We start from the raw sequence: 26,704 nt of genomic DNA on the forward strand, positions 1-26,704 counted from the left end.
CAGTTGGCAGAGAATAAGGACCTGGTATCCGGCATAAGGCCGGGCAAGACGACAAGAGAGACGAAGAGCAAATGACCCATCCGGCGGTCGCCAACGGTTCCTATGATGTGATGCGCGTGCGTCAGGATTTTCCGGCGCTGGCGATGAAGATCTATGGCAAGCCGCTTATCTATCTCGATAACGCCGCCTCCGCGCAGAAACCAAACGCCGTGCTCGACCGTATGACGGAGGCGTACAAGACGGAATACGCCAACGTCCATCGCGGGCTGCACTATCTCGCCAACGCCGCGACCGAAGCCTATGAAGGTGGTCGTACCAGAGTTGCGCAATTTCTCAACGCGAAGCGGACTGAGGAGATCATCTTCACCCGCAACGCCACCGAGGCGATCAATCTCGTGGCGTCGTCCTGGGGCGAGCCGAACATCAAGGCCGGCGACGAGATCGTGCTCTCGATCATGGAGCATCACTCCAACATCGTGCCCTGGCATTTCCTGCGCGAGCGCCATGGTGCCGTCATCAAGTGGGCGCCCGTCGACGACGATGGTAATTTCCTGATCGATGAGTTCGAGAAGCTGCTGACGCCGAAGACGAAGCTCGTGGCGATCACGCAGATGTCGAACGCGCTCGGCACCGTCGTTCCGGTCAAGGATGTGGTGCAACTCGCTCATGCGCGCGGCATTCCGGTTTTGGTCGACGGTAGCCAGGCGGCGGTGCATCTCGCCGCCGACGTGCAGGACATCGACTGCGACTTTTACATCTTCACGGGTCACAAGATCTACGGGCCAACCGGTATCGGCGTGCTGTATGCGAAGTATGATCATCTTGTCGCGATGCGGCCGTATAACGGCGGCGGCGAGATGATCCGCGAAGTCGCGCAGGATTGGGTGACCTATGGCGATCCGCCGCACAAGTTCGAGGCCGGTACGCCAGCGATTGTCGAGGCGGTCGGGCTTGGCGCCGCGATCGATTATGTGAACTCGATCGGCAAGGCGCGGATCGCTGCGCACGAACACGATCTTCTGGTCTATGCTCAGGAGCGGCTGCGCGAGATCAACTCGCTGCGCATCATCGGCACTGCCCGAGACAAGGGGCCGGTGATCTCGTTCGAAATGAAAGGCGCGCATCCGCACGATGTCGCGACCGTGATCGACCGCGCCGGCATCGCGGTTCGCGCCGGCACCCATTGTGTGATGCCGCTTTTAGAGCGGTTCAATGTCTCGGCGACCTGTCGAGCCTCGTTCGGCATGTATAATACGCGTGAGGAAGTCGATCATCTGGCGCAGGCATTGATCAAGGCACGGGAGTTGTTCTCATGAGCGAGACCGCCGAAGCCAAACCTGTCGTAAACAAGGCCTGTCACGTGCAGACCAGCTCAGCGCTGGCGCCGGAGGAAACCGAGCGCATGGGCACGGGCATCGTGGCCGCGCTGAAAACCGTGTTCGACCCGGAAATCCCGGCGGATATCTATGAACTCGGTCTGATCTACAAGGTCGACATCAAGGACGACCGCGCCATCGATGTCGAGATGACGCTGACGTCGCCGAGTTGCCCGTCGGCGGCCGAACTGCCGATCATGGTTGAAAATGCGGTCGCTAGCGTTCCGGGAGTCGGGGTGGTCAACGTCAACCTCGTCTGGGAACCGCAGTGGATGCCCGACCGGATGACCGACGAAGCGCGCCTCGTCCTCAATATGTGGTGACGATTTTACGCCCGGCCCATGCTATGATCAGGCTTGATTTGCCGCCAGGATTGACCAGATGACAGAGATGACGCCAAGCACACCTGCAGCCAAGCCAAAACCACGACCTCGTCCGCAGGTCATGCGGCTGACCGACGCCGCGGCGGCGCGAGTCAAGGAACTCGCGGCGCGAGCCGATTCAGAGATCGTCGGCCTGCGGGTCGGCATCAAGAACGGGGGCTGCGCCGGTCAATCCTACACGGTGGAATACGCTCACGACATCAGGCCGACGGATGAAGTGGTCGAAGACAAGGGCGTCAAGGTTCTGGTCGAACCCAAGGCGGTGTTGTACCTGCTTGGCACCGAGATGGACTACAAGGCCGAAAAAATGCAGGCCCAATTCATCTTCAACAATCCGAACCAGGTGTCGGCCTGCGGGTGCGGCGAATCCGTGCAGCTCACGCCCGCCAAGATTGACGGCTAGTCGATATCTCTCGGCCGTCCCTGCGAAAGCGAGGACTGCGGCCGAGAATGGCGATTGTTGTCATTGGTGGTGAGGGACGCGTCAGGCCACCTGCACCTGGATGTCGGCGCAAGATGAGCATTCCGAGTCGGCTTCGCAAACAACGCGATTGCGGCCGTTGCGCTTGGCGATGTAGAGGCAGGCATCGGCGCGTTCGATCAGCGAGTCCGTGGTATCGCCGCTACGAAGAATCGAGACGCCGACCGAGATAGTGACACGACCGAGGATTTCGCCGGTCGACTTTTTCTTCAATTCCTTGGCCATCACGGCGCGGCGGATGTGATCGGCGACCGTCACCGCTTGATGTATCCCGGTGTTGGGAAGCACGACCGCGAATTCTTCGCCGCCATAGCGCGCTGTGATGTCTTGGCCCTTGATGGTCTGCTTCAGCGATATCGCTACCAGCCGCAGCACCTGATCGCCGGTCAAGTGGCCATAGTTGTCGTTGAACGACTTGAAGTAGTCGATATCGAACATCAGAAGCGATAGCGGCCCACCCTCGCTGAGAGCCTGCGCCACGGCATCCCCGACGGCGCGGTCGAAATATTTGCGGTTGCCGAGACCGGTGAGCGGATCGGTCATGCTCTCGGTCCTGATGGCCTCAAGACTATGCTGGAGATTGTTGATCTCGATCTTCGAGATCTCCAGCCGATTTTCCAGCGCCTTGTTGGTTTCCTGCATCTCGCGGGTCGACTTCATCAGCGCTTCGATGACCGCCTTGACCTGTTCGCGGTTACCGGCGGCGCCGAGTTTCTCGGCCGCTCCCTTCAGTCTGTCGCCGAAACCAACCGTTGCGCGGAATCGCAGCCTGTCGCAGCGATCGGATCTGGCCAAGCGCCACCTCCGCGAACGCCATGGTGCGTTCATGTTCGTCCAGCTCAACCACTTCTGCGGCCCCGCCGACGATTCATGAAAATCGTCGTCCCAAACGACAAAATATCTACGTAGTATTGCTGGAAAAATAGCGACAGAGAGTTTACGGGCGGTAAACGATGTTCGCCAAGGTGGGGTGGGGACCGACCCACCTTAAATGCTTAGACTCGGGCGCGGATCGGACGGAGCAGGAACGCCGGCAGGTGAGAATGGTCTGCCGGCTCGGAGACGGTCTCGCGGCGCGGTGCGGGCGCTCGCCCGATTGACGGCGGCTGCGGCGCGGCCATGGACGCGGCGGCCGTTGCAGCAGGAGCCTCGTGTCTCTGGTGGTCGCCACTGGTGCGGCGTGGCTTGCGGCTCTCGCGCTTGCCGCCACGTGCGTGGGTCTCGCCGCCCTTGTCGCGTGCGTGGCGGGATCGCATCGGCCGGCCTGTAGATGCCACGTCGGCGCCAGAGTTTGCATCGGCATCGTCCGCGCGAGCTTCATAGCCGGGAAGGTCAGCCTTCGGAATCGCCTGACCGGTCAGCTTCTCGATCGCGGCGAGTGATTTGAAATCGGCGGGGCAGACGATTGTGATCGCGGTGCCGGTGCGGCCGGCGCGGCCGGTGCGGCCAATGCGATGCACGTAGTCGTCGGGATGGTGTGGTACGTCGAAGTTGAGGACGTGGCTGACTTCGGGAATGTCGAGGCCGCGCGCGGCCACGTCGGAGGCGACCAGCAGCGGGAGTTCGCCTTTGCGGAATTGATCCAGCGAGGCGGTTCGCGCCGACTGGTCCATATCGCCGTGCAGGGCGCCGACGCTGAAGCCGTGTTTCTGGAGCGACTTATAGACGATGGCGACGTCGCGCTTGCGGTTGCAGAAGATGATTGCGTTCTTGAGATCCTGGGCGTCGCGCAGCAGGTGGCGTAGCACCTCACGTTTTTCGTGTGGTTCGCGGCCACAACTGACCTGCGATTGCGCCACGGTCACCGCCGCGGTTGCTGGTCTGGAGACCTCGACCTTTTCCGGATTGTGCAGGAAGGTATCGGTGATACGCCGAATTTCATTCGGCATCGTGGCCGTGAAGAACAGGGTTTGCCGTGTGAACGGCACAAGCTTGCAGATGCGTTCGATGTCGGGAATAAATCCCATGTCAAGCATGCGGTCGGCTTCGTCGATCACCAGCAATTCCACGCCGGTGAGAAGAAGGCCGCCTCGTTCAGTGTGGTCGAGCAGGCGGCCAGGGGTCGCGATCAGCACATCGACGCCGCGCGTCAGCTTCATGTCCTGGTCGCCGAACGAGACGCCGCCGATCAGAAGCGCCACGTTGAGTTTCTGGCCAGCGCCGTACTTGTCGAACTGCTCCTTGACCTGGGCTGCGAGTTCGCGGGTCGGCTCGAGGATCAGCGTGCGAGGCATTCGCGCCCGGGCGCGGCCCTTCTCCAGCAGCGTGAGCATGGGCAGGACGAAGGCTGCGGTCTTGCCCGTTCCGGTCTGGGCGATGCCGAGAACGTCGCGGCGCGCCAGAACGTGAGGAATAGCCTGATCCTGAATGGGAGTGGGGGTGGTGTAACCTGTAGCCGCAACGGCGGCGAGCACCTTGTCGGACAAACCGAGATGAGAAAAAGACATTGAGCCTCTTATCGAAACCGCCGTTCGGCATCGAAGGTATAAGGCTGTCGCGCTCCACCCCTTAACGGCGTGCTTTCAAAAAGCGAAGGGGGTTCTGGCTTACGCTGACGGGCGGCTCACCGGGGAATCGTGTTCGGGTCCGGGCCGCGTTAAGGCGAAACATAGGGTCGAAATGCACAAAGTCAATCTCAGAAACGGCAGAAATGTCGAAAAACCCTGATGTTTTGCTAGGCACCCAGCAAATGCGCCATGCGAAGTCGAGCCGGGCACACCTCCCGAATGAACCGCAGCCTGTGGTTTTTCGACTATGGCCTAGTGGTCCGATTCTAACATCCGCATCCCGTTTCAACAGGTTCTTTTGCGAATGCTAGAACCACGGGACCACTAGCAACTATAGGTTTCTAGTGGAGTTTTGGATTTGACATTCGCTTCCTGGGTTTCCTGCAAAGTGGGTAGCGAATGTCAAATCCACTCCACTAGCGTAGTTTGAGCGCGGGCGTTTGACCCGCCAGACCGGTGGACGGGAAGGTTGAGATGAGGGGCATTTCGGTCGGTCGTGCGGCAATGCTGGGCATCGCGTGCGCGCTGCTGATGCTGGCGGGCCCGGCGCAGGCGGCCAAGCGTGTGGCGCTTGTGATTGGCAACAACGACTACCGGAACGTCTCCAAACTTCAGAAGGCTGTCAACGACGCCCGCGCCATGGGCGACACGTTGAGGCAACTCGGCTTCAGCGTGATGGTCGCGGAAAACCAGACCCGTCAGGCCTTCAGTCAGACGCTGCTGGCGTTCGATCAGCAGATCGAGGCCGGCGACACCGCGTTCTTTTTCTACGCCGGCCACGGCTTTGAGATTGCCGGCCAGAACTATCTGCTGCCGACCGACGTGCCTGCCGCCACTGAAGGGCAGGAGGACTTGGTCCGCGATGCCTCGATACTTGCCGACCGCATTGTCGAACGGCTGCAGAACAAGAAGGCGCGCACCTCGATCCTGGTGTTCGACGCCTGCCGCAACAATCCGTTCGAGCGCAAGGGTACCCGCGCGGTCGCCGGCGGCGCGGGGCTTGCACCGATGACGCAACTGCCGGAGGGCGTGTTCTCGGTGTTCTCCGCCGGACCGCGGCAGACCGCGCTCGATCGCCTGTCGGACGACGACGCCAATCCCAATTCGGTGTTCACCCGCATCTTCGTCAAGGAATTGTTGCAACCCGGCGAGAACATGGTGCAGGTGGCGCAGCGCACCCGACGCACCGTCAGCGAAATGGCCGAGACGGTGCGGCACAAGCAAGTGCCGGTCTATTTCGATCAGATGGTTGACGATGTCTTTTTGAATGGCCTTGCCAAAGCGCAGCCGCAGGCAGCGCCCGCCGAGCCTGCACAGCAAGTCGCAGCGCTACCTCCGGTCGCACCGCTGAAGCCGCCGTCGAACGAGGCCGTCAACGCACCGATCGCGAATTTCTCGCGCCACAATGGCGGGTGGACCGTGGTGTTCTCGATAGCCGATCCCGCGCTCGGGATTTCCTGGCGCATGGGCGACAGCGGTCCATTCAAGGAAACTGGATTTCTCGACACGCTCGACCCGCGGACCCGCAAGCGCATGCCCAATCCCGCGATCGAACTTTCCGCCGACGCGGCTGCGGCGACGATCCAGATGCGCTATGTCGATGCCAGCGGCGAGATGCAGGGGCCGTTTCCGGTCCGGTTCGATCCGGAAGTCGCGCTGATCCGCGATCAGCGGAAAATCCTCGACATGACCGCGACAAGCTGGCTGTCGTTTCGCCAGTTCAATGGACTGCTGGTCTATTATACCCACCTGATGTCATATCGCTGCGCGATCCGCGAGGTGAGAGTCGGTATCGACTCCTCGGTGCCGGATCGAGTGCTCAAGATGCCGCCCTGCGACCCGCGTGACCCCAGCGTGATCCCGAGTGACGCGACGCCTTATCTGAAATTGCCGTCCGCAACCAAAGCCGTATCGGTGGAGTTGACCTATCGCGACGGTAGCGTATCGGAGATCAAGAGCTTCCGGCGCTGATTTTTCGACTCGAAGGACTCGGTTGATGGACGCAGGCCTTCCGCGCCAACAATACCGCTCGATGTCCACGCGCTGCTGCATCGTCGGCGGTGGACCCGCCGGCATGATGCTGGGCTACTTGCTCGGGCGCGCCGGCGTCGACGTCATCGTGCTCGAAAAGCATGCCGACTTCTTTCGCGATTTTCGCGGCGACACCGTGCATCCCTCGACCTTGCAGGTGATGGACGAACTCGGCCTGATCGATGACTTTCTGAAAATCCCGCACGACAAATTGCAAAAGCTCGAAGGCTATTTCGGAAAAACCCGGCTGCGCATTGCCGACATTAGCCGCACCGGCGCGAAATACCCGTTCATCGCCTTTATGCCGCAGTGGGATTTTCTCAATTTCTTGCGCGACAAGGGGCGGCGCTTCCCAAGCCTCAGGGTGATGATGAGCACCGAGGCGACCGGGCTTATTCATGACGGCGACAAGGTGACTGGCGTCCACGCAACGGACGCGAACGGTGCGATCGACATTAACGCCGATCTCACGGTCGCCTGCGACGGGCGACATTCCATTATCCGGCCGAGCGCGGGCCTCGAGATCGAAGAGATCGGCGCGCCAATGGACGTACTCTGGTTCCGCGCCGGAAAAACCGCCGAAACGGAGAGCATCCTCGCACGCATCGAAGCCGGAAAGATGATGGTGACGCTCGATCGCGGCACCTACTGGCAGTGCGCCTACGTCATCACCAAAGGTCAGTATGATACGGTCAGGGCGAAGGGCCTTGAATCATTCCGTTCTGACGTCGTCTCGCTTGCGCCGATCCTGAAGTCGGGCATCGCGGACGTCAAAAGCTGGGACGACGTCAAGCTGCTCACCGTCGCCGTCAATCGTCTGAAGCGTTGGACCAGGCCCGGGCTGCTCTGCATCGGGGATGCCGCGCACGCAATGTCGCCGGTCGGCGGCGTGGGGGTCAACATCGCGGTGCAGGACGCCGTGGCGGCGGCTAATATTTTGGCGGCGAAGCTCGCGCGCGGCGCCGTGAGCGAGGATGATCTTGCCGCCGTTCAGCGCCGCCGCGAATTTCCGATGCGGGTGACGCAAGCGATGCAGGTGATCATCCAGAATAATATCGTTCGTGCTGCACTGAATCCCGGCAGCGGTTCATTTAAGCCGCCGCTGTTTGCGCGCATCATTAACGCGGTGCCGTGGTTGCAGGGGCTGACTGCGCGCTTCATTGCCGTGGGAGTGCGGCCGGAGCATGTGCATTCGTCGGAGGCCAGCGACAAGAAGTACGGACACCTCGAATTTCCTTGAAGCAGGAAATCACATGCAATCGGCGACGCTGCCGACCATTGCAATGTCCGGTGGGGAGGTTAGTTTCTTCAGGTAATGGCGCCGCAGCAGCTCACGTCACAGGATATCACGAATCTCATTGCCCGCGTGTCCATAAAGGACCGGACGGCATTCGATCTGCTTTACGGGGCAACAAGCGCGAAACTTTTCGGCGTGTGTCTGCGTGTCTTGTCCGACAAGAGCGATGCCGAAGAGGCGTTGCAGGAAGTGTTCGTCAAGATATGGATGAAGGCCGACCGATTTGTCGCTTCGGAACTCAGCCCGATCTCCTGGCTGGTGGCCGTCGCGCGCAACCATTCGATTGACCGTATCCGCGCACGCGGCGAACAGCTGGCTGGAATCGACGACGCGATCGACGTTGCCGACCATCGGCCCGGACCGGAGGCTCAGGCGGTGACGAGCGGGGAGCGCGACCGCCTCGGCGTCTGTCTCGGCGAACTTGAAGCCGATCGTGCAGGGGCTGTGCGCGGAGCTTATCTGAACGGCGAAAGCTATGTTGAGCTTGCCGAGCGGTTTTCGGTGCCGCTCAATACGATGCGGACGTGGCTGCGTCGGAGCCTCTTGAAACTGAAGGAATGCCTGGAGCGATGACACCGGGTGAAGACAAGAATCCGGATTACGAAGGCGACGATCAACTCGCTGCCGAATACGTTATTGGGGTTTTGTCTGCGGACGAACGGCAGATCGCAGCGCGGCGCATTGAGACCGACCTCGGTTTTGCCCGGCTCGTCGATGAGTGGCAGCAGCGCTTGTCGTCACTCAATGCAGGTTATGATGAGGTTCAACCGCCCGCATCGCTGAAGACGAGGCTCGACGCCCGGCTGTTTGATCATGGACGGTCGGCGACACGAAAACCGGGCCTCTTGCAAAGCCTTTCCTTCTGGCGCGGCCTTGCCGGCGCTGCTTTGGCCGCCTTTTTCATCGCCGTCGCGATTCCTCTGTTTCAGCCGGCGACCATAACGTCCGGTACGCGTCTGGTTGCTTCCCTGACGGGTGACAAAACCGACGTGCGCTATCTGGCGATCTACGACGCCCGCATCAGCGAAATTGGTCTTTCCCATGTGACAGGAGATCGGGCGACCGGGCACGACTTCGAATTGTGGATCATCAAAGGCAATGATCCTCCGATTTCGTTGGGCGTGATCCCGGTCGGCGCCAATGCTCATCTCGCCGTCACACCTGCCCATCGCGAACTGATCAGGTCCGGCGCGTTGTTCGCCATCAGCCTCGAACAGCGAGGCGGCTCATCGACGGGGCAGCCGACCGGACCGGTAGTTGCGTCCGGCGATCTGCATGCGATGTAATAGAGGTGGGCGGCTGCCCAGTCGCAAAAAGGGTTAGCGATCACGGATCGAGATCGGCGTGTGCTGCGGGGCATTGCCGATCATGTTCCCTCTACCTTCAGCGGCCGGCAAAAGCACCTTCTGTCTCCGAAACCTTTTTCGAGATCTGCCCGAAACTTTTTCGGAATACCTGCCGTAGCTCCGCTTGTCCCACACTCGGAAGGGACCAGAAAACCTCAAGGAGTTACAGGATATGCGCAAGATTATGTCAATGATTGCAGCGGGTGCCTTTGCTGCCACCGCATTTACCGGCGCCGCATTCGCCGAGAATCCGATGGTTGGCGGAGCCGCGATGTATGCCAACAAAAACATCGTTCAGAACGCCATGAACTCGAAAGACCACACCACGCTGGTGGCGGCGGTGAAGGCCGCCGGCCTCGTCGATACGCTGTCGGGCAAGGGACCGTTCACGGTGTTCGCGCCTACCAACGAAGCTTTCGCTGCGTTGCCGGCAGGCACGGTCGATACTCTGCTCAAGCCCGAGAACAAGGCTAAGCTGACCAAGGTGCTGACGTGCCACGTCGTCTCGGCGGACGTCATGTCCGACGCCATCGGCAAGATGATCGTAAAGGACGGCGGAACGCATCCGGTAAAGACGGTCGGCGGCTGCACGCTTCAGGCCAAAATGCAGGGCGACAAGATCACGCTGACCGACGAGACCGGCGGCGTGGCGACAGTGACCATCGCTGACGTCAAACAGTCCAACGGCGTCATCCACGTTATCGACAAGGTGTTGCTGCCAGCGAGCTGACAGCACTGCGCTGATCCGGTCGCGCAACCTTGCCTCGCGCGGCCGGCGCGGCTCCATTGCTAATTGACGTACTCAGTATCGTCGACTTAGCCCGATCAGCCCGGCGCCGATCGCGACGAGGCCAGCACCGTACCAGGCCCATTGCACCTGGCGGATCATGAAGCTCGATTGCGGCCAGTTCACGTAACCGGTGCCTTGGCCAATCCAGAGCAGGCCGATCAAAAGGGCGAGAATGCCAAAGACAACAAGAGCTGGTTTCATGACTGAACGATGCTCCTTCCGTACGGTGGTCTACACGTCCAGCAAGTCCTCGCTGGTGAACTCGGCCTTTTCGGAGATGAAGGCGAAGCGCGCCTCCGCCTTGGTGCCCATCAGACGCTCGACAGAATCCGCTGTGCCTTCGCGGTCCTCGGTCAGAAGCTTGACCCGCAACATGGTGCGCCTCGCCGGGTCCATGGTGGTTTCCTTGAGCTGCGCCGGCATCATCTCGCCGAGGCCCTTGAAGCGGCCGACATCGACCTTGGCGTTGGCGTTGAACTCGCTCTTGAGCAGCGTCTCCTTGTGGGCGTCGTCGCGGGCATAGACCGTCTTGCTGCCGTGCGTCAGGCGATAGAGCGGCGGCACCGCGAGATACAGATGCCCCTCGTCGATCAGGTGCGGCATCTGCCGATAGAAGAATGTGATCAGGAGCGAGGCGATGTGTGCGCCGTCGACGTCGGCGTCGGTCATGATGATGACGCGCGAATAGCGCAGGTCCTCGTCGCGATAGTTGGCGCCGGTGCCGCAGCCGAGCGCCTGAATCAGGTCGGCCAACTGGGCGTTGGCGGTGACCTTGTCCTTGGTTGCCGATGCCACGTTGAGGATTTTCCCGCGCAATGGCAGCACGGCCTGCGTCTTGCGGTCGCGCGCCTGCTTCGCGCTGCCGCCGGCTGAGTCACCTTCTACGATGAACAGTTCGGAGCCTTCGGTCGCGGTGTTAGTGCAGTCGGCGAGCTTGCCGGGCAAGCGCAGCTTCTTCACCGCGCTCTTGCGCGAGGTTTCCTTCTCGGCACGGCGGCGCAGCCGTTCATCGGCGCGTTCGACCACGAAATCGAGCAGCTTGTTGGCCTGCACCGGATTGCCGGACAGCCAGTGATCGAACGGGTCCTTGATCGCCTGCTCGACGATCCGCGAGGCTTCGGCGGTGGCGAGGCGATCCTTAGTCTGGCCCTGGAATTCCGGCTCGCGCACGAACACCGAGAGCATCACCGCGGCGCCGACCATGACGTCCTCGGACGTGATGGAGCCCGCGCGCTTGCCCTGGCCGACGCGCTCGGCGTGGTCCTTGAGCCCGCGCAATAGCGCGCTGCGCATGCCCGACTCGTGAGTGCCGCCGTCGGGTGTTGGCACCGTGTTGCAGTAGGAGGACAGGAAGCCGTCAGCGTCCGCCGTCCACGCCACCGCCCATTCGCAGGCGCCATGCGCGCCGTTGCGCCCCGATTTGCCGGAGAAGATGTCCGGATGCACCAGCGTGTCGTTATGGATCGCGGCGCCGAGATAATCCTTGAGGCCGCCAGGGAAGTGGAAGGTCGCTTCCACCGGAATGTCGTCGAGGCCCTTGAGCAGTTCCGGCGCGCAACGCCAGCGGATTTCGACGCCGCCGAACAGATACGCCTTCGAGCGCGTCATCTTGAACAGACGCTGCGGTTTGAACGCGGCCTTGGGCCCGAAGATTTCGGTGTCCGGCTTGAAGCGGATGGTGGTGCCGCGGCGGTTTGCGATCCTGCCGAGGTCTTCGAGCTTGCCCTTGGGATGGCCGCGCTCGAAGGTCATCTTGTAGAGATTCTGGCTGCGCGCCACCTCCACTTCGAGGTGGGAGGAGAGGGCGTTGACCACGGACACGCCGACGCCGTGCAGGCCGCCCGAGGTCTCGTAGACCTTGGAGTCGAACTTGCCGCCCGAATGCAGCGTGCACATGATGACTTCGAGCGCCGACTTCTTCGGGAATTTCGGGTGCGGATCGACCGGGATGCCGCGTCCGTTGTCGGTAACGGTAAGGAAGCCGTCGACGGTCAGTTCGACGACGATAAAGGTCGCGTGCCCCGCCAGCGCCTCGTCCATCGCGTTGTCGATCACCTCGGCGAACAGGTGATGCAGCGCTTTCTCGTCGGTGCCGCCGATGTACATGCCGGGGCGGCGGCGGACCGGCTCAAGTCCCTCCAGCACCTCGATGTCGGCGGCGGTGTAGTCGGCCTCGGCTCCAGACGCACGCCCAGAGGCGCGGGCAGGGGAGCGTCCCTTGGCTTCGGAAGCGGCAAACAAATCGTCGGACGATTTCGTTTTTGTGGTAGATTTCAGTGATTTGGACATAGCTCTTTAAGTGTTGCTCGCGCGGGCGAATCGATTGCCATTGAATATGCCATGGATGGGGCTGGAAATGTGGTCATCGCCCCTATTCGGACGGTCTGGCATCAGGTTTCCCTGCTGCGGAACACCACGATCAAAAATAGCGCTGTAGCCAGCACCACGACCAGCGAGCCGACGACGGGCGCTGCGATATAGGCGGGTCCGCCCACCAGCACGAGAGCAATTCCGGTCGGGAACAGAATGCTGCCGAGAATGTGAAGCCAGCCCTGAATCCGGGCCAGCATCATTCGGCCCGCGGCCGGAACCACCCTGTAATACAGGCCGAACAGGAATAACAGCACGCCGCCGATCAGGTTGAGGTGGGCGTGAGCCGGCGCAAGGACAAAATTCTGCTGAATCCCCATGGCGATACCAGCGATCATGCCCGCCAGCAGGATCACCACACTCACGCATATCATCAATGACCCGATCATCTATCGTCCCTTCAATGTCTGACTGAATGCCGGTCGGAGACTTAGCATAGTCAGCGTCTTTGTGACTTGAAGTCGCGGGACGGGCTGGCTACCTGTGGCGACGCATCGCCGCTGGCGAGGACCGAATGAGAGGCGCTCTGGAATGGAAGACGTCGGACGCGGCCTGGTCGACTTCGTGCGCGATCACCAGGTTTGGGCCGCTCCCATCGTGCTCCTGCTCGCCTTCGGCGAGTCGCTGGCGTTCATATCGCTTTTGATCCCGGCCTGGGGCGCGTTGATCGCGATCGGCGCGCTGATCGGTGCGAGCGGCATCAGCTTCTGGCCGGTTTGGGTCGCGGGCGGTATCGGCGCGGCGCTTGGCGACTGGCTGTCTTATTGGCTCGGTTTCAAGTTCAAGGATCACGTCGCCGGTATGTGGCCGCTGTCGTGGTATCCCGATCTGTTGCCGCGCGGCCAGGCTTTCGTGCAGCAATGGGGTATCCCATCTATTTACATCGGGCGGTTTTTGGGACCGCTGCGCGCCACCGTGCCGCTTGCCGCCGGAATCTTTGCAATGCCGTACTGGCGTTTTCAGTTCGCCAACTGGATTTCGGCGTTGATCTGGTCGGCGGTGTTGCTGCTGTTCGGCGACCTCATCTCGCGGATCGTCGAATGGGTCTGGCGTGCGATTTGAGTCTGAGTTGTTTCCGCGTTGACGCCGAGCGCTGATGGTCGCGCAGCCGCCGCAACTGGGCTACAAGTCGGAAAACCCGTGAGCGTGCTCGCGGACGCAAGGATGACGTCATGACTCTCGCAGACATCAAGGCGAAAAGCTCCGCTTCTGGCGGCAAGGCCACTGCCAGGCCGACGGTATTCGTCGACGGCGCGTCGGGGACCACCGGCCTCGAAATCCGCCAACGGCTCGACCGGCAGGGTGACGTCACCGTCAAAAGCCTCGACGGCGACAAGCGGAAGGATCCTGCTGCCAAGCGCGCGCTGATGGCAGAGGTCGATCTCGTGATCCTCTGCCTGCCTGACGATGCGGCGAGGGAAACCGTCGCGTTGATCGACGGCATGGGCGCTGATGCGCCGAAAGTGCTGGACGCCTCGACGGCGTTTCGCGTCGCGCCGGATTGGACCTACGGCTTTCCGGAATTGACGCCGGATCAGGCGGACAGGATCAAGGCGGCGCGCAAGGTTACGAATCCCGGCTGCTATCCGACCGGATCGATTGCGTTGTTGCGGCCGCTGACCGACGCTGGCCTGATCCCGCAGGACTATCCCGTCACCATCAATGCGGTGAGCGGTTATTCCGGCGGCGGCAAATCCATGATCGAAAGCTTCGAGAAAGGCACTGCGCCGGCGTTCGAACTTTATGGTCTCGGCTTCGAGCACAAACATCTGCCGGAAACGCAGAAATACGCGAACCTGACGCGGCGCCCCATTTTCGTGCCGTCGGTCGGCGACTATCGGAAGGGCATGCTGGTGTCGCTGCCGTTGCATCTCGATACGCTGCCGGGACAGCCCGACGGCGCGGCGCTTCATGCGGTGCTGGAGAAGCGTTATGCGGGCAGCACCTATGTCTCGGTGATGCCGCTCGACAACACTGCTGCGAAAAGCGGACGGATCGAGCCGGAGGCGCTGAACGGCAGCAACAAGCTCGAGCTTCATGTTTTCGCCAGCGACAAGCACCGGCAGGCCGTGCTGGTCGCGCGGCTCGACAATCTGGGCAAGGGCGCATCCGGCGCAGCGGTGCAGAACATGCGGCTGATGCTCGGTCTGCCGGATACGGGGCAGGATTAGGACGCGGACTCATTCGCGCGCAGCCAAATTCGGAATGACCGGGTTACGGTCACGAATGACCCAAAGCGGAAGTTTCCGCACCTGCCATGCGAAGATTGTTCAACGCGTCGCTAAATATACGGCGCGATCATGGGCGCTCTATACCGCCGTTTCGCTGGCATCGAGCCGGTGCCGTTGCCCGAAGCCGTGATCGCGACGGATGAGGCCGCATTGGTTAGCGCCGATCATCCGTCACGGCGACAGCACAACGTCATTCTCACGAACTAGCGCGGCAAGCGTGAGCTATCTCACGCCAGCACACAGACGTAGCTGCCCGGCGCGTCCTCGATCGGCGACAGCGGCCGGAGCCAACCTGGTAGGCGGCTGCTATTCTGAATTCACTTCCGCCTTCGACCGCATAGCGGACGTGGCTGGACTTGCTACCGGCTTGACTCGGTCGCGAATGACCCAGAAGCAGACCTTCTGCAATATCTGCTATCCGGCCGCCGTCTAACCCAAAAGTAGGCATCATCCGACGCCGCTGTCCCGTTTCAGACGGAAGCGATTGCTCGAATTTCTGCTAGAGTGACATGGGGAGCGTCGCCGGCGGACGCCGGCCACATCCAGGAGGTTGGAATGTGGGACCAGGTCTACGACCCTTTAAGCAGCAAAACGCTGTCAACCATCGCGGCTGCGCTACCAGTCGTAACGCTGCTCCTTCTGATCGCCTCCAACAGGGTCAAGGCACACATCGCGGCCCTTATCGCGCTCGTCGTCGCCAATGTGGTCGCCGTCGTGATCTTCACGATGCCGGCCGGAATGACGCTGCGCGCGACTCTGCTCGGCGCAGTGATTGGGTTTTTTCCGATCGGCTGGATCGTGCTGAACGTGATCTTCCTCTACCGACTGACGGTGGAGAAAGGAGCGTTCGAGACGCTGCAGAATACAATCGGAGGCGTCACCAAGGATCGCAGGCTGCAGCTCCTTCTGATTGCCTTCTCCTTCGGCGCCTTCTTCGAAGGCGCGTCGGGCTTCGGTACGCCCGTAGCTGTGACCGGCGCGATCCTGATCGGGCTTGGCTTCTCGCCGCTCGCGGCTTCTGGGCTGTCGCTGATCGCCAACACAGCGCCGGTTGCCTTTGGCGCGCTCGGCACGCCCATCGCGGGCCTGGCCAGCGTTACCGGCATCGATCCGTTTTTGCTGGGTGCGATGGTTGGACGGCAATTGCCGTTCTTCTCGCTGATCGTACCGTTCTGGCTGATCTGGGCCTTCGCAGGCTGGAAGGGCATGAAGGACGTCTGGCCGGCTATTCTGGTCACCGGTGTCTCGTTCGCCGTGCCGCAATTTCTGATTTCGAACTTCATCAATCCATGGATCGTCGATATCGGCGCGTCGCTGATGTCGATGGCGTGCCTCCTGCTATTCCTCAAGGTGTGGTCGCCGAAGGAACTCTGGACATCGCCGGCGCTGCGCAGTCGTGACGACTCCGCCATCGGCCGGCCGGCACCGGTCGCTCTTTCAGTCAAGCCGACCACTGCCCAGGTCTGGATGTCGCTCCTGCCTTGGATAATCGTTTGCGCAGTGCTGCTGCTGTGGGGCACGACCTGGTTCAAGAGCCACGTGAACCCGTGGGCGACATGGAACTATGCGGTCCCCGGTCTGGACCACATGATCAACAAGGTTGCGCCGATCGTGGCGAAACCGACGCCGGAAGGCGCCGTGTTCGGCTTCACGTGGCTTTCTTATACCGGCTCCGGCATGCTGATTGCCGCGATTATCTCGGGCCTGATTATGGGATTTTCTCCCTTGGGCTTGATTACCGCCTACGGCCGGACCATCAAGGTCTGTGCGTATTCGCTCATCACCATCTCGGCGATGCTCGCGATCGGCACCTTGACGAGGCTCTCCGGCATCGACGCGACGCTCGGTCTCGCCTTCGCGGCGACGGGGGTGCTCTATCCTTTCTTTGGCACACTGCTGGGCTGGCTTGGCGTCGCGCTGACCGGCTCCGACACGGCGTCGAACATTCTGTTCGGAAACCTGCAGAAGATCACGTCGGAGCAACTGGGCATCTCGCCTATCCTCATGGCCGCCGCCAACTCATCGGGTGGCGTCATGGGCAAGATGATCGACGCCCAGTCGATCGTGGTCGCCTCGACGGCGACCAACTGGTTCGGCCACGAAGGTACGATCCTGCGCTTCGTATTCTGGCACTCGATCGCGCTGGCCTGTCTGGTCGGCGTGCTGGTGATGCTGCAGGCTTATGTCTTCACAGGCATGATTGTGCACTGACGCACGAACCCCGCGGCGGCGTGCCGCGGGGTTACAATATGGATTTGGATTTAGGTGTTTGATGCGTGGTTGAAGCGGATAATCGGCCTAACGCGCGGCGTGCTGCGTCTTACCACCAGCCTCGTTGCATCGGAGGAAAGATCTGACCGCCGCCCCGTCGCGCATTGCTCGGCTGGGGATTCGGATTGCGCTGGAAGAAGAAGCCGAAGCCGTCGTCTCCCTGCGGGTTGCCGTTGTCCCAGCCGTTGTCGTCTGCCATGAGAACTTCGCTCGGCTTCCGCGTGATGAAGCCGCCCTGGGGTTGGTCGCTCAGCACCGCAACAAACTCGGTGCGATAGTTGGTCTCCTCGCTCAGCGGCTCGTCAGAGACAATGATCGAGGATCGCGGCAGTGCGGTCGGCGTGACACGATCGAGGACGTCCTTGGGGATGGTGATGCGGTCGAGTGCGTTTTTGGCGTCATCCCAATCCTCGATCGTAACGGCGGTCCAGCGCAAGCCCGCGTCGCTGCGCGCCACCGCCGTGAACACATGCGTGCCAAGTCGTTTGCCGGGATCGCGGATCGTGATTGGGACTTCGATGGTCGCATCGAACACCTCGCCGCCTCCGTCCGGCGCCGGCCTATGCGTGTTGCGTCGAACGTAAAGCTTTCGCGTTGCGCCGCTGATGTAGATCGAGACCGGCTCGAGCGCGAGCTTCGCGTCGAGTGCCGCCTTGGCGGTGTCGGCCTTTCTTGTCTGAGCCGTCTTGGCAGTTTCCTTTGCGGTGCTGGCTGCGTCGAGCTTTGATGACGCATCCGCCTTGGCGGTGTCGAACTGGGTCCCCAGCTCCGCTGCCTTGGCAGCGGCCTTTTGCTTACGGTCCTCGGCCTTCGCTCTGGCTTGGTCAGTCCTGGCTGCGGCCACCGCCTTGTCGGCGGATACGAGCTCGGCGTCGGCCCGGGCCTTGAGCCGTTCCAGCTTGCGCAGAGCGGCTGCGAGCGGTACCGACTCGCGGGCCGCCATCGCGGCAGTCTTCTTGGCCTCGTCGGCCGTCGCGGCAGCGTCCGCGGCCTCGCGTGAGAGCGTCTCGGCCTTTGCCGGAGCAGCTGCGATGACTTCCGCATTCGGCACGAAGGATGAGAGCACCGGGTGTGAAAAATCGACCGGGGTCGCATCGGCCGGCGAGATGATCACGCGCATCCCGATCCGCGTTTTGTCGAACAGTTTCTCCGCAAAGCCGTAAGGCATTCGCACGCAGCCATGTGAGGCGGCATAGCCGGGCAGCGGTCCGCCATGCAACGCGAGGCCGTTCCAGGTGATGCGCTGCATGTTCGGCATCCAGGCATCGTCATACATGGTCGAGTGGTGGTCCTTGTCCTTCTCGATGATGGCGAAGACGCCGGCTGGCGTCTCGCGGTCCTTGACGCCGGTCGACACTGGCGCGCGCAGGATCCAGCCGTCGGCGTCATAGAACGTGACCTGCTGGCTTTTGATCGACACGATTGCCATGATCAGCTCGCCTGCCACGCGTGGCGCCGTTGTCTCAGCAGGTTGCGCGCGGCGTGCCTGTTTCGCTGTGGCATCGGCGATCGGTGCGATCAGCGCGACGACCGTTGCGAACATCACAACGGCTGAACACCCCCAATGGCGCATTGCCACGGTGGATTTCGCCGATGTCAATCGATTCACCATTCCATTCCCCGTATCAGCCTGTCCGCTGCCGTGACCAACCTCACATATCCGACTCGTGAGGAATAAGCATGCTCGCAGCTGAAATTGGCACAAAACGGACCGCGAGTGCTCGCAAGTCACCATTCTTTGTTGCGTACAAGCAACACATGGGGGAAAAGGACACGGTCTACCCGGTTGCGTCATTGCATGGTTATTTCCTTGCCGGAACAATCATCGCGTCCACATCCTCGGCTATGTAATCCGGTTCCGATGAGGCTGGAATGATGAACTCGCGGCAACTTTCAGCGCTGACGCCCGCATTGCTATTCGTCGTTTTCGCGGCCGGGATTTTCGGCCTGCTCGCGACGGGGTCAGAAGGACTCCAGGCCACCGGCGCGGCAACGCCCACCGACAACAGCATTCCTTCTTCCTCCACCACACAGGAGTTGGCCACGGCGCCGCAGCCGAGCTCAATGTCCAGTGGCGATCAGAGTCAAACCCATTTGAAATCTCACGCGGCGATGATCGAACGGTCGCTTGCAAAAGATGTCGCCCAAGCACCAACCGCGCCCCCCGCACCAGCCTCTGTGCAAATCGCAAGCGCGAATCCGTCCGATATGGAACCTGTCGATACCAACAAGGCCACGAAGTCCATCGAGACGGTCGACGAGTGTCAGATCGGGGACATCTGCATCGATCGCTATCTGTGGGCGCTTTATCAGCGCACGCCCAAGGAAGACACCGTCAGGATGCGTGAATGGAGGCGCGTCACGATCAAACGGAAGGGCAAGAGGGTGACTGTTTCCAGAGCCTTCACCAAGCTTGTCGATCAAAATTTCGGGTGGAAGGATCCCAAGGCGGCGGAACGCGTCGGCAAGTCGATGATGGACTATGTGATCGGCGGCATGGATCGGAGTTTCAAACTGAAATTGTTTCGTATGTTTCATGCGGCGGAGGCGGCGGGCCTTTCGCCCGGCATCACCAGCGGATTCCGTGACGACTATCGCCAGTCGATCGCAAGCGGCCTCAAGGCGGCGAGCAACAGGTCGTATCATGGCGGCAGCCTGCGCGGTGGCTATGGGCATGGGCTTGCAGCCGATGTGGTGAGTGTCGATGGCGGAACGCGCAATCAGCGATTTGCTTCCTCAGAAAAGTTTTGGAAGTGGGTTGATGCACACGGAAAGGAGTTCGGAATCGGTCGCCCATATCTCGACAGGGACCCGCCGCATATCGCACCGGTCGACGGTCAGGAATATGCGAAGCACAACCGCGGAACGAAACACGCTTCGTTGGATGTGAAGAAGATCAACGTGAAGAAGGTGAAGGGCGTGACCGCACGGGCCCGTTCGCGCCCCGCGAAGCGCCCGAGAACTGCCGCCGCCTCGAAGCTGAAAGCGAGCTGAGTGGCTTGAGTCCGAGTCCGGCTCGCAACGTAGAATCCGGAAATCCGTGACGATGTCCTTTCAATAGAATCCCAAAATGCGGGCAGCAAGATCGTCACCAAAGTTCTTTATAGTTTGGAAATAGTTTCAGTGTCGCGTCGTAACGCACCGGCACAATCCAGGGCAGCGCCAGTCTGAATATTGCATTTGCAAGGGTGGACGTATGGCGCACATAGAGATCAATGGGGTCGAGTCGGTGCCCCATGTGCAGCTTCGGATCGTAGTTTAGGCCACTGCTGCGAAACCATTTGTACCCTCTACTGATCCCCCAGCTGATCATATCCCGAACCACATAGTGATAGAGATGCAGGTCGAGAGCAACGGTGTAGTCGAAACCCACGTACTCCGCGTACAGCGAGTCTCCTTGCACCATGCAAAGGCTGAAAGCCACCAGCACGTTTCCGCGACGCCACGCGAAGAACCGTACCTTATCGTTCATTCGTTGGCCGAGCTGGCGGAAGAAATTCTTCGTTAGCTTCTCGAATCGCATCCTTGAACGCTCGAACACCTGCAGATAGAGCGGATAAATCTCATCGACAAAACTGGTCGCATCGTCGGTGACGCTCATGCGAATATCCGATACGCTGGCCGTCGCATCGAGATTCTTGCGCAATTTCTTTCGCGTTGAACTTTTTAGCGCCTTTATCATGTAGGCGTCGAAATCGTCATATCTGATGTCGAGCATCGTCATTGGCATGCTCGGCGCGCGCACGAAGCCGCATTGCAAGAAGCAATGCAGTACTCTGCGATAGCGAGACGGAAATTCCTTTAGCACGATGAGCTGCGCGTTGAGCGATCTCGCTTGCTGGATGATGCCGTTCGACAACGTTTCCGCAACGGTATCGACAGGCATATTTTCTGTAGCGGCGAGGTGAGCCTCCCCGGCGGAACAACCAACCATCAAAGTACGCAGTTTAAGGAAACGCGGATAGAATCGTCGGATCAGCGAAATCCAACGAATCCGTTCAGCGCCAAGCCCTTCAAGAATATCCTGATCGACAAGGAAGAACGGTTGGATGGCTCGCACACGGCCATTGTTATCGACAATCGCGAAATATCGGTACTCGAAGTCATCCCCGAGCGTATCGTCCAGGATCTCGTAATACCGATAATCTTTTCGCTGGTCGGCGAAAGTAGACGTCCAAGGCGCGCATCCGGACAATTCGGCACGCGACACAACGGAAATCGAGAACGATTCACGGCGCGCAGAGGAAACGCTCGGACTAATCGCGCTCATCTCTCCACTCCGTAAGAGTGCAGTGGAATTCAGTCCCCCGGGCGATGCCAATAAGCGGGGCTTATCTTAGGCGCGCACGCGGACGTAGCTGCCCGGCGCGTCCTCGATCGGCGGCAGCGCGACGGTGCCGACCTCGCGGGCGGCGACTTCCTTGGCGCCAATGTTTCGCAGCCATGCGTGCCAGTCCGGCCACCACGAGCCCTTGTGTTCCTGCGCGCCCTCCATCCACGCGGCAAGCGTGGCGGTGCCGATAGCGTCGTTGGTCCAGTACTGGTATTTGCCGAGCGATGGCGGATTGATCACGCCCGCGATGTGCCCCGATCCGGACAGAACGTAGCGCACCGGGCCGCCGAAGAACCGTGAGCCGTACAGCACGGATTCCGCCGGCGCGATGTGATCGTCGCGGGTGGCGAGATTGTAGACCGGTACCTTGACCTTCGAGAGATCGAGTAAGGTATTGTCGAGCACCATCGAGCCAGTGGAAAGGCGGTTCTCAAGGTAGCAGTTGCGCAGGTAATAGGAGTGGTTGGCCGCGGGCATCCGCGTGGCATCCGAATTCCAGTGCAGCAGATCGAAGGCGGGCGGCGTCTTGCCCTTGAGATAGTTGCTGACGACATAAGACCAGATCAGGTCGTTGGAACGCAGCATGTTGAAGGCCATCGCCATCTTGCTGCCCTCCAGAACGCCGACCTGCTTCATGTCGCGCTCGAGCGCGGAAACCTGGTCCTCGTCGACGAAGACCAGCAGATCGCCGGCATGGGTGAAATCGACTTGCGCGGCGAAGAACGTCGCCGATGTCACGCGCGCGCGCCGCTTGTCCGCAAGCCACGCCAGCGTGGTCGCGAGCAGGGTGCCGCCAACGCAATAGCCGACGGTATGCACCTTGGTTTCGCCAGTTGCTTTCTCGATCGCGTCCATCGCAGCCAGCGGACCGTCCTTCATGTAGTCTTCGAAGGTTTTTTCCCCGAGCCGCTTGTCGGGGTTGACCCAGGATATTACGAACACCGTGATGCCCTGATCCACGCACCACTTGATGTAGGACTTTTCCGGTTTGAGATCGAGGATGTAGAACTTGTTGATCCACGGCGGCACGATCAGCAACGGCGTCTGCAATACCGTCTCGGTGCTCGGCGAATACTGGATCAGTTGCATCAGCTCGTTTTGGTAGATCACCTTGCCCGGCGTTGTCGCCATGTTGACGCCGACCGCGAGGTGGGCGGAGTCGGACTGGCGGATGCGCAGTGCTCCGTTGCCTGCCTCGATGTCTTCCGCCAGCATCTTCATGCCGCGCGCGAGATTGCCGGCGTTCTGGGCGAAGGTTTCGCGCAGCACCTCTGGATTTGTCATCACGAAATTCGACGGTGCGATAGCGTTGGTGACCTGCTTGATATAGAACTCGGCCTTCTTGCGGGTGTGCGGATCGAGGCCATCGGCGTCGCGAACCAGTTCGTCCGCCCATTTGGTCGTCAGCAGATACGCCTGCATCACAAAATCGAAGAACTGGTTCGACCGCCATTCCGGATCGGCGAAACGTTTGTCGCGGGGGGCCGGCTCAATGGCGGGCTCGATCTCCTCGCCGGAGAGGCGGCGCGCGGCGTAGCCCCAGAGGTCCAGATAGGCCTTGCCTAGCTTCGTCTGCAATTCGACTGCGCGGGTCTGATCCGACAGCCAATATTCGGCGACCGTACTGACGGTCTTGATCAACTCGGCGAACTCGTTCGGGGGGTTGTCGCGCGCGTCGTTGTTCTCACGCCCCTTGAGGTAGGCAGCCAGCGCCCTGCCGCCGCTCTCCATCGCATTCGCGAGGTTCATCGCGAATGTATCGGGATCGAACCGAGCCGAGGGCTTGGTCCCGACTGGTAACTCGCTCATGGCCGTACACCTGAAGGCTTGTTCAAAATTTCGTCACCACGTTGCTGGGCGGCGATCATGGCATAATCTGGGGAGCGTTGCCGATTTCCATGTGTTGCGGTGCGACAAAACATCTTGATCCGGCCATACATGAGCCCCGATAAGCCGATTGTAGTGGCCCTGTTGAGGCGCGATAGCAGCCATAAGGGTCTGGAGTGATAATGGTTCTAACCTTGCGATTCGATCGGGTGAAGACAGCACACGATGATGCCGCAAGTTCGGATGAGGCAACGTGAGCGTATCCGGGACAACAGCAGCGAGCAGACAAGCGCGGAGACGGTGGAGACGTGTGGGCTGCGCGATGGTCAGCGCCGCCGCGTTGGCTCTGCTGTCGCTATCGCTCGGTGGCTGCTCGACCTCGATTGCAGATTTACCGATCGGCACCCCGCCGGATACGCCGGAACGGGCGGCCGATGTGCCGGACTATCCCGCGGTGCATGACCTTCCTGCGCCGAGAGACCACGCGGCGATGAATTCCGCCGAACAGGCCAGGATCGAAAAGGAACTGATCGCCGCGCGCGAGCACCAATCCCAGGGCACGCAGGCCTCCGACGGCAAATAAGCTCGTGCGCGGTCCTTGGTCCGCCCAAAACACGCGAAGTGCTGGCAGAGCAGGGTGTCCGTGCTAAAATGGCGTGATTCAAGCATAAGGCTGCGCGAAACCGTCAAACGTCGACCGCCGGTAAAATCGCGTTTGAATATGCCAAGCTTTTGAATACACATATTTTTTTGATGAAGTCCCGCCGACTTCGTCAAAGCAATGTGTCGATCGCATCGTTAAATCCGGCCCGGAGCCAGGACCATGGAAGAGTTTTATCGTATCCGCCGTCTGCCGCCTTACGTGTTCGAACAGGTCAATCGCGCCAAGGCAGCCGCACGGAACGCCGGAGCCGATATCATCGACCTCGGAATGGGCAACCCGGACCTTCCGACGCCGCCTCATGTGATCGAAAAACTCAAGGAAACCTTGGGCAAGCCCAAGACAGACCGCTATTCGGCCTCGCGCGGCGTGACCGGCCTGCGCAAGGCGCAAGCCGGCTACTACGCCCGCCGCTTCGGTGTGAAACTCAATCCCGACACGCAGATCGTGGCCACGCTCGGCTCCAAGGAAGGCTTTGCGAACGTCGCTCAGGCGATCACCGCGCCGGGCGACGTCGTGCTGTGTCCGAACCCGAGCTATCCGATTCACGCATTCGGCTTTTTGATGGCGGGCGGTGTGATCCGCTCGGTCCCGTCCTCGCCGACGCCGGATTTCTTCGCCGCCTGCGAGCGCGCGATCATCCATTCCATTCCAAAACCGATCGCGCTGATCGTCTGTTACCCGTCGAACCCGACGGCGCAGGTGGCGAGTCTCGATTTTTACAAGGACCTCGTGGCGTTCGCGAAGAAGCACGAGATCTTCATTCTGTCCGACCTCGCTTATTCTGAAGTCTATTTCGACGACAACCCGCCGCCGTCCGTGCTGCAGGTGCCTGGCGCGTTCGACGTTACCGTCGAGTTCACCTCGATGTCGAAGACGTTCTCGATGGCTGGCTGGCGCATCGGCTTCGCCGTCGGCAACGAACGCATCATCGCAGCACTCGCACGGGTCAAGTCCTATCTCGATTATGGTGCGTTCACGCCCGTGCAGGTCGCCGCCACGGCGGCCCTGAATGGTCCCGATGCCTGCATCCGCGAGATGCGCGAGACCTATCGCAAGCGCCGCGATACGCTGGTGGAATCCTTCGGCCGCGCGGGATGGGTGATTCCCCCACCTCAGGCCTCGATGTTTGCATGGGCGCCGCTGCCGGAGAAGTTCCGCGATCTCGGCAGCATGCAGTTCGCCACCCTGATGGTCGAGAAGTCCGGGGTCGTGGTCTCGCCCGGCGTCGCCTTCGGCGAGCACGGCGAGGGTTATGTCCGCATCGCCATGGTGGAAAACGAACAGAGAATTCGCCAGGCCGCCCGCGGCGTACGCCACTTCCTTGAAAGCGGCATCGAAACGTTGCACAACGTGGTTCCTCTCGCCAACCGGCGATAGGCGCCAGTCTAGAGAAAGGCGTCCGGTCTTTCGGGCCGGATCGTGCCTTGCAACACCGGTTTTTCCAGCAGGTTTCCTGACATGGTCGCACCACTGAAAGTGGGCATCGCGGGGCTCGGCACTGTGGGGTCCGCGGTCGTTCGTCTCATTGAGCAGCAAGGCCGTGCGCTGTCGGCGCGCTGCGGGCGTAGCGTTCGCGTGGTCGCCGTCGCCGCGCGCTCGAAGACAAAGAAGCGCGACCTCGACCTGCGCGGCGTTACGTGGGCCAAAAATGCGCTGGCGCTGGCGAACGATCCGGGCATCGACTGCTTCGTCGAGCTGATGGGCGGTTCGGGCGATCCGGCGCATTCCGCGATCGAGGCGGCCCTGAAGTCGGGCAAGGCGGTGGTGACGGCCAACAAGGCGTTGATCGCCAAACACGGCCTGCGGCTCGCCGCTCTCGCCGAGCAACACGGCGGCGCGTTGAACTACGAGGCCGCGGTTGGCGCCGCCATTCCCGTCATCAAGACGCTGCGGGAAGGACTTGCAGGCACCACGATCAATCGCGTTTACGGCATCCTCAACGGGACCTGCAACTACATCCTGACGCGGATGGAGCGGGAAGACCTGTCGTTCGCCGAATGTCTGAAGGAGGCCCAGCGTCTCGGCTATGCCGAGGCCGATCCGTCGTTCGACGTCGACGGTCACGATACCGCGCAGAAGCTGTCGATCCTGGCAAGCCTCGCCTTCGGCACGCGCGTCGCGCAGAGCTCCGTCTATGTCGAAGGCATTTCGTCGATCGCGCCGGAAGATCTTCGCGCAGCGGAAGAACTCGGCTACCGTGTCAAGCTGCTCGGGGTCGCGGTGCGCACCGCCAAGGGCATCGAGCAGCGGGTGCATCCGACCATGGTGCCGAAGACGTCGTCGATCGCGCAGGTGATGGGTGTCACCAATGCGGTGACCATCGACGGCGAGGGCATTCCGCCGATTACGCTTGTCGGTCCCGGCGCCGGCGGCGCCGCGACAGCGTCCGCTGTGGTCGCTGATATCGCCGATGTCGCGTGCGGAATCCGAGCCCTGCCATTTGGTCGGCCGGCGGCGCGGTTGCGTGCAACGAAGAAGGCGCCGATGGAGCGCCATGAAGGCGGTTACTACATCCGGCTGATGGCGCGCGATTTCGCCGGCACCGCTGCGACCATCGCCACCCGGCTCGCCGAGCAGAAGATTTCGATTGAATTGATCGTCCAACGCCATCCCAATGGCAAGCTGGATATGACGGAGGCTGGCAAATCGGCCGAGCCGGTTCCGGTGCTTTTGATTACCTATGCGACCAGCGAGGATGCGGTGCACCGCGCGCTTCATGCGGTGCGCGGGGACAAGGTCATCACCGGCCGCCCGCAGGTCATACGCATCGAGAAAAACTGAACGAGACACGCTGTCC

Annotated in this window: 24 protein-coding genes and 1 pseudogene; 16 read left to right on the plus strand and 9 right to left on the minus strand. The window is 61.1% G+C overall.

What is annotated here, in order from left to right; translation table 11 throughout:
• Positions 1 to 71 precede the first annotated feature (71 nt).
• Genes ACSZOQ_RS06475 through ACSZOQ_RS06485 form a run of 3 tightly spaced genes read left to right on the plus strand, consistent with a single transcriptional unit; the run spans position 72 to position 2,162 of the window.
• Positions 72 to 1,316 (plus strand): cysteine desulfurase, encoded by a 1,245-nt coding sequence (locus ACSZOQ_RS06475; RefSeq protein WP_439925169.1) that lies wholly within the window; start codon positions 72 to 74, stop codon positions 1,314 to 1,316.
• Positions 1,313 to 1,699 (plus strand): iron-sulfur cluster assembly protein, encoded by a 387-nt coding sequence (locus tag ACSZOQ_RS06480; RefSeq protein WP_439925170.1) that lies wholly within the window; start codon positions 1,313 to 1,315, stop codon positions 1,697 to 1,699. Before ACSZOQ_RS06475 ends, ACSZOQ_RS06480 begins: the two co-directional genes overlap by 4 nt.
• A gap of 58 nt (positions 1,700 to 1,757) precedes the next feature.
• Positions 1,758 to 2,162 carry a HesB/IscA family protein gene (locus ACSZOQ_RS06485; protein ID WP_439925171.1) on the plus strand — a complete coding sequence of 135 codons (405 nt, stop codon included), beginning with the start codon at positions 1,758 to 1,760 and terminating at the stop codon, positions 2,160 to 2,162.
• Between the two features lie 81 nt (positions 2,163 to 2,243).
• On the opposite strand, the pseudogene ACSZOQ_RS06490 reads toward ACSZOQ_RS06485, so the two are convergent.
• Positions 2,244 to 3,057 (minus strand): annotated as a pseudogene (locus tag ACSZOQ_RS06490) (GGDEF domain-containing protein).
• Positions 3,058 to 3,235: 178 nt separating this feature from the next.
• Complete coding sequence (locus ACSZOQ_RS06495) at positions 3,236 to 4,687, minus strand: DEAD/DEAH box helicase (RefSeq protein ID WP_439925172.1); 1,452 nt, start codon at positions 4,685 to 4,687, stop codon at positions 3,236 to 3,238.
• Between the two features lie 564 nt (positions 4,688 to 5,251).
• Here ACSZOQ_RS06495 and ACSZOQ_RS06500 point away from each other — a divergent pair.
• The 5 genes from ACSZOQ_RS06500 (at position 5,252) to ACSZOQ_RS06520 (ending at position 10,151) form a co-directional block, all read left to right on the plus strand.
• Positions 5,252 to 6,718: a caspase family protein gene (locus tag ACSZOQ_RS06500; protein WP_439925971.1), complete on the plus strand. Its 1,467-nt coding sequence runs from the start codon at positions 5,252 to 5,254 to the stop codon at positions 6,716 to 6,718.
• 25 nt (positions 6,719 to 6,743) lie between these two features.
• Positions 6,744 to 8,018 (plus strand): FAD-dependent oxidoreductase, encoded by a 1,275-nt coding sequence (locus ACSZOQ_RS06505; RefSeq protein ID WP_439925173.1) that lies wholly within the window; start codon positions 6,744 to 6,746, stop codon positions 8,016 to 8,018.
• A gap of 75 nt (positions 8,019 to 8,093) precedes the next feature.
• Positions 8,094 to 8,648, plus strand: a complete 555-nt coding sequence (locus ACSZOQ_RS06510; RefSeq protein WP_439925174.1) for a sigma-70 family RNA polymerase sigma factor — start codon at positions 8,094 to 8,096, stop codon at positions 8,646 to 8,648.
• The gene (locus ACSZOQ_RS06515; protein ID WP_439925175.1) at positions 8,633 to 9,361 is read left to right on the plus strand and encodes an anti-sigma factor; all 729 of its coding nucleotides are present in this window, start codon (positions 8,633 to 8,635) and stop codon (positions 9,359 to 9,361) included. Before ACSZOQ_RS06510 ends, ACSZOQ_RS06515 begins: the two co-directional genes overlap by 16 nt.
• Positions 9,362 to 9,593: 232 nt before the next feature.
• Positions 9,594 to 10,151, plus strand: coding sequence for a fasciclin domain-containing protein (locus ACSZOQ_RS06520; RefSeq protein WP_439925176.1), 558 nt, complete (start codon positions 9,594 to 9,596; stop codon positions 10,149 to 10,151).
• A 72-nt stretch (positions 10,152 to 10,223) separates the two neighbouring features.
• Here the strand turns inward: ACSZOQ_RS06520 and ACSZOQ_RS06525 are convergent, their stop codons facing one another.
• The 3 genes from ACSZOQ_RS06525 to ACSZOQ_RS06535 form a co-directional block, all read right to left on the minus strand.
• Positions 10,224 to 10,412, minus strand: coding sequence for a hypothetical protein (locus ACSZOQ_RS06525; protein ID WP_439925177.1), 189 nt, complete (start codon positions 10,410 to 10,412; stop codon positions 10,224 to 10,226).
• A gap of 30 nt (positions 10,413 to 10,442) precedes the next feature.
• The gene (gene parE / locus ACSZOQ_RS06530; protein WP_439925178.1) at positions 10,443 to 12,500 is read right to left on the minus strand and encodes a DNA topoisomerase IV subunit B; all 2,058 of its coding nucleotides are present in this window, start codon (positions 12,498 to 12,500) and stop codon (positions 10,443 to 10,445) included.
• A gap of 101 nt (positions 12,501 to 12,601) precedes the next feature.
• The gene (locus ACSZOQ_RS06535) at positions 12,602 to 12,970 is read right to left on the minus strand and encodes a hypothetical protein (RefSeq protein ID WP_439925179.1); all 369 of its coding nucleotides are present in this window, start codon (positions 12,968 to 12,970) and stop codon (positions 12,602 to 12,604) included.
• A gap of 142 nt (positions 12,971 to 13,112) precedes the next feature.
• On the opposite strand from ACSZOQ_RS06535, the gene ACSZOQ_RS06540 reads away from it, so the two are divergent.
• From ACSZOQ_RS06540 to ACSZOQ_RS06555, 4 genes are all read left to right on the plus strand, one after another.
• Positions 13,113 to 13,643, plus strand: a complete 531-nt coding sequence (locus ACSZOQ_RS06540) for a DedA family protein (protein WP_439925180.1) — start codon at positions 13,113 to 13,115, stop codon at positions 13,641 to 13,643.
• Positions 13,644 to 13,753: 110 nt separating this feature from the next.
• The gene (argC, locus tag ACSZOQ_RS06545) at positions 13,754 to 14,752 is read left to right on the plus strand and encodes an N-acetyl-gamma-glutamyl-phosphate reductase (protein ID WP_439925181.1); all 999 of its coding nucleotides are present in this window, start codon (positions 13,754 to 13,756) and stop codon (positions 14,750 to 14,752) included.
• A 129-nt stretch (positions 14,753 to 14,881) separates the two neighbouring features.
• Positions 14,882 to 15,019, plus strand: a complete 138-nt coding sequence (locus ACSZOQ_RS06550; RefSeq protein ID WP_439925182.1) for a hypothetical protein — start codon at positions 14,882 to 14,884, stop codon at positions 15,017 to 15,019.
• Between the two features lie 348 nt (positions 15,020 to 15,367).
• Positions 15,368 to 17,023, plus strand: a complete 1,656-nt coding sequence (locus tag ACSZOQ_RS06555) for an L-lactate permease (RefSeq protein WP_439925183.1) — start codon at positions 15,368 to 15,370, stop codon at positions 17,021 to 17,023.
• A gap of 109 nt (positions 17,024 to 17,132) precedes the next feature.
• Here ACSZOQ_RS06555 and ACSZOQ_RS06560 read toward each other — a convergent pair whose 3' ends face one another.
• Both ACSZOQ_RS06560 and ACSZOQ_RS06565 read right to left on the minus strand, forming a co-directional pair.
• A complete protein-coding gene (locus ACSZOQ_RS06560; RefSeq protein WP_439925184.1) occupies positions 17,133 to 18,695 on the minus strand; it encodes a L,D-transpeptidase in 1,563 nt (520 codons plus the stop codon).
• 190 nt (positions 18,696 to 18,885) lie between these two features.
• A complete protein-coding gene (locus ACSZOQ_RS06565) occupies positions 18,886 to 19,095 on the minus strand; it encodes a hypothetical protein (protein WP_439925185.1) in 210 nt (69 codons plus the stop codon).
• Between the two features lie 196 nt (positions 19,096 to 19,291).
• On the opposite strand from ACSZOQ_RS06565, the gene ACSZOQ_RS06570 reads away from it, so the two are divergent.
• Positions 19,292 to 20,077: a D-alanyl-D-alanine carboxypeptidase family protein gene (locus ACSZOQ_RS06570; protein WP_439925186.1), complete on the plus strand. Its 786-nt coding sequence runs from the start codon at positions 19,292 to 19,294 to the stop codon at positions 20,075 to 20,077.
• 94 nt (positions 20,078 to 20,171) lie between these two features.
• Here the strand turns inward: ACSZOQ_RS06570 and ACSZOQ_RS06575 are convergent, their stop codons facing one another.
• Together ACSZOQ_RS06575 and ACSZOQ_RS06580 are read right to left on the minus strand one after the other, a co-directional pair.
• Positions 20,172 to 21,353 (minus strand): GNAT family N-acetyltransferase, encoded by a 1,182-nt coding sequence (locus tag ACSZOQ_RS06575; protein WP_439925187.1) that lies wholly within the window; start codon positions 21,351 to 21,353, stop codon positions 20,172 to 20,174.
• A gap of 66 nt (positions 21,354 to 21,419) precedes the next feature.
• On the minus strand, positions 21,420 to 23,225 hold the full coding sequence (locus tag ACSZOQ_RS06580; protein ID WP_439925188.1) for a PHA/PHB synthase family protein: 1,806 nt from the start codon (positions 23,223 to 23,225) through the stop codon (positions 21,420 to 21,422).
• Positions 23,226 to 23,565: 340 nt separating this feature from the next.
• Between ACSZOQ_RS06580 and ACSZOQ_RS06585 the strand changes: the two genes are divergently transcribed.
• From ACSZOQ_RS06585 to ACSZOQ_RS06595, 3 genes are all read left to right on the plus strand, one after another.
• Complete coding sequence (locus tag ACSZOQ_RS06585) at positions 23,566 to 23,826, plus strand: hypothetical protein (RefSeq protein WP_439925189.1); 261 nt, start codon at positions 23,566 to 23,568, stop codon at positions 23,824 to 23,826.
• A gap of 240 nt (positions 23,827 to 24,066) precedes the next feature.
• The gene (locus ACSZOQ_RS06590; protein ID WP_439925190.1) at positions 24,067 to 25,284 is read left to right on the plus strand and encodes an LL-diaminopimelate aminotransferase; all 1,218 of its coding nucleotides are present in this window, start codon (positions 24,067 to 24,069) and stop codon (positions 25,282 to 25,284) included.
• 81 nt (positions 25,285 to 25,365) lie between these two features.
• The gene (locus tag ACSZOQ_RS06595) at positions 25,366 to 26,688 is read left to right on the plus strand and encodes a homoserine dehydrogenase (protein WP_439925191.1); all 1,323 of its coding nucleotides are present in this window, start codon (positions 25,366 to 25,368) and stop codon (positions 26,686 to 26,688) included.
• The last annotated feature ends 16 nt before the right edge of the window (positions 26,689 to 26,704 follow it).

This window comes from Nitrobacter sp. JJSN (genome assembly GCF_051912485.1).
Classification (GTDB): Bacteria; Pseudomonadota; Alphaproteobacteria; order Rhizobiales; family Xanthobacteraceae; genus Nitrobacter.

Bases quoted from the DNA above. Each gene is read 5' to 3' on its own strand.
- ACSZOQ_RS06475 (WP_439925169.1), top strand. From the start codon at position 72: ATGACCCATCCGGCGGTCGCCAACGGTTCCTATGATGTGATGCGCGTG.
- ACSZOQ_RS06480 (WP_439925170.1), top strand. From the start codon at position 1,313: ATGAGCGAGACCGCCGAAGCCAAACCTGTCGTAAACAAGGCCTGTCAC.
- ACSZOQ_RS06485 (WP_439925171.1), top strand. From the start codon at position 1,758: ATGACAGAGATGACGCCAAGCACACCTGCAGCCAAGCCAAAACCACGA.
- ACSZOQ_RS06495 (WP_439925172.1), bottom strand. From the start codon at position 4,687: ATGTCTTTTTCTCATCTCGGTTTGTCCGACAAGGTGCTCGCCGCCGTT.
- ACSZOQ_RS06500 (WP_439925971.1), top strand. From the start codon at position 5,252: ATGCTGGGCATCGCGTGCGCGCTGCTGATGCTGGCGGGCCCGGCGCAG.
- ACSZOQ_RS06505 (WP_439925173.1), top strand. From the start codon at position 6,744: ATGGACGCAGGCCTTCCGCGCCAACAATACCGCTCGATGTCCACGCGC.
- ACSZOQ_RS06510 (WP_439925174.1), top strand. From the start codon at position 8,094: ATGGCGCCGCAGCAGCTCACGTCACAGGATATCACGAATCTCATTGCC.
- ACSZOQ_RS06515 (WP_439925175.1), top strand. From the start codon at position 8,633: ATGCCTGGAGCGATGACACCGGGTGAAGACAAGAATCCGGATTACGAA.
- ACSZOQ_RS06520 (WP_439925176.1), top strand. From the start codon at position 9,594: ATGCGCAAGATTATGTCAATGATTGCAGCGGGTGCCTTTGCTGCCACC.
- ACSZOQ_RS06525 (WP_439925177.1), bottom strand. From the start codon at position 10,412: ATGAAACCAGCTCTTGTTGTCTTTGGCATTCTCGCCCTTTTGATCGGC.
- parE (WP_439925178.1), bottom strand. From the start codon at position 12,500: ATGTCCAAATCACTGAAATCTACCACAAAAACGAAATCGTCCGACGAT.
- ACSZOQ_RS06535 (WP_439925179.1), bottom strand. From the start codon at position 12,970: ATGATCGGGTCATTGATGATATGCGTGAGTGTGGTGATCCTGCTGGCG.
- ACSZOQ_RS06540 (WP_439925180.1), top strand. From the start codon at position 13,113: ATGGAAGACGTCGGACGCGGCCTGGTCGACTTCGTGCGCGATCACCAG.
- argC (WP_439925181.1), top strand. From the start codon at position 13,754: ATGACTCTCGCAGACATCAAGGCGAAAAGCTCCGCTTCTGGCGGCAAG.
- ACSZOQ_RS06550 (WP_439925182.1), top strand. From the start codon at position 14,882: ATGGGCGCTCTATACCGCCGTTTCGCTGGCATCGAGCCGGTGCCGTTG.
- ACSZOQ_RS06555 (WP_439925183.1), top strand. From the start codon at position 15,368: ATGTGGGACCAGGTCTACGACCCTTTAAGCAGCAAAACGCTGTCAACC.
- ACSZOQ_RS06560 (WP_439925184.1), bottom strand. From the start codon at position 18,695: ATGGTGAATCGATTGACATCGGCGAAATCCACCGTGGCAATGCGCCAT.
- ACSZOQ_RS06565 (WP_439925185.1), bottom strand. From the start codon at position 19,095: ATGCTGTTGTCGGTGGGCGTTGCCGCGCCGGTGGCCTGGAGTCCTTCT.
- ACSZOQ_RS06570 (WP_439925186.1), top strand. From the start codon at position 19,292: ATGGAACCTGTCGATACCAACAAGGCCACGAAGTCCATCGAGACGGTC.
- ACSZOQ_RS06575 (WP_439925187.1), bottom strand. From the start codon at position 21,353: ATGAGCGCGATTAGTCCGAGCGTTTCCTCTGCGCGCCGTGAATCGTTC.
- ACSZOQ_RS06580 (WP_439925188.1), bottom strand. From the start codon at position 23,225: ATGAGCGAGTTACCAGTCGGGACCAAGCCCTCGGCTCGGTTCGATCCC.
- ACSZOQ_RS06585 (WP_439925189.1), top strand. From the start codon at position 23,566: ATGGTCAGCGCCGCCGCGTTGGCTCTGCTGTCGCTATCGCTCGGTGGC.
- ACSZOQ_RS06590 (WP_439925190.1), top strand. From the start codon at position 24,067: ATGGAAGAGTTTTATCGTATCCGCCGTCTGCCGCCTTACGTGTTCGAA.
- ACSZOQ_RS06595 (WP_439925191.1), top strand. From the start codon at position 25,366: ATGGTCGCACCACTGAAAGTGGGCATCGCGGGGCTCGGCACTGTGGGG.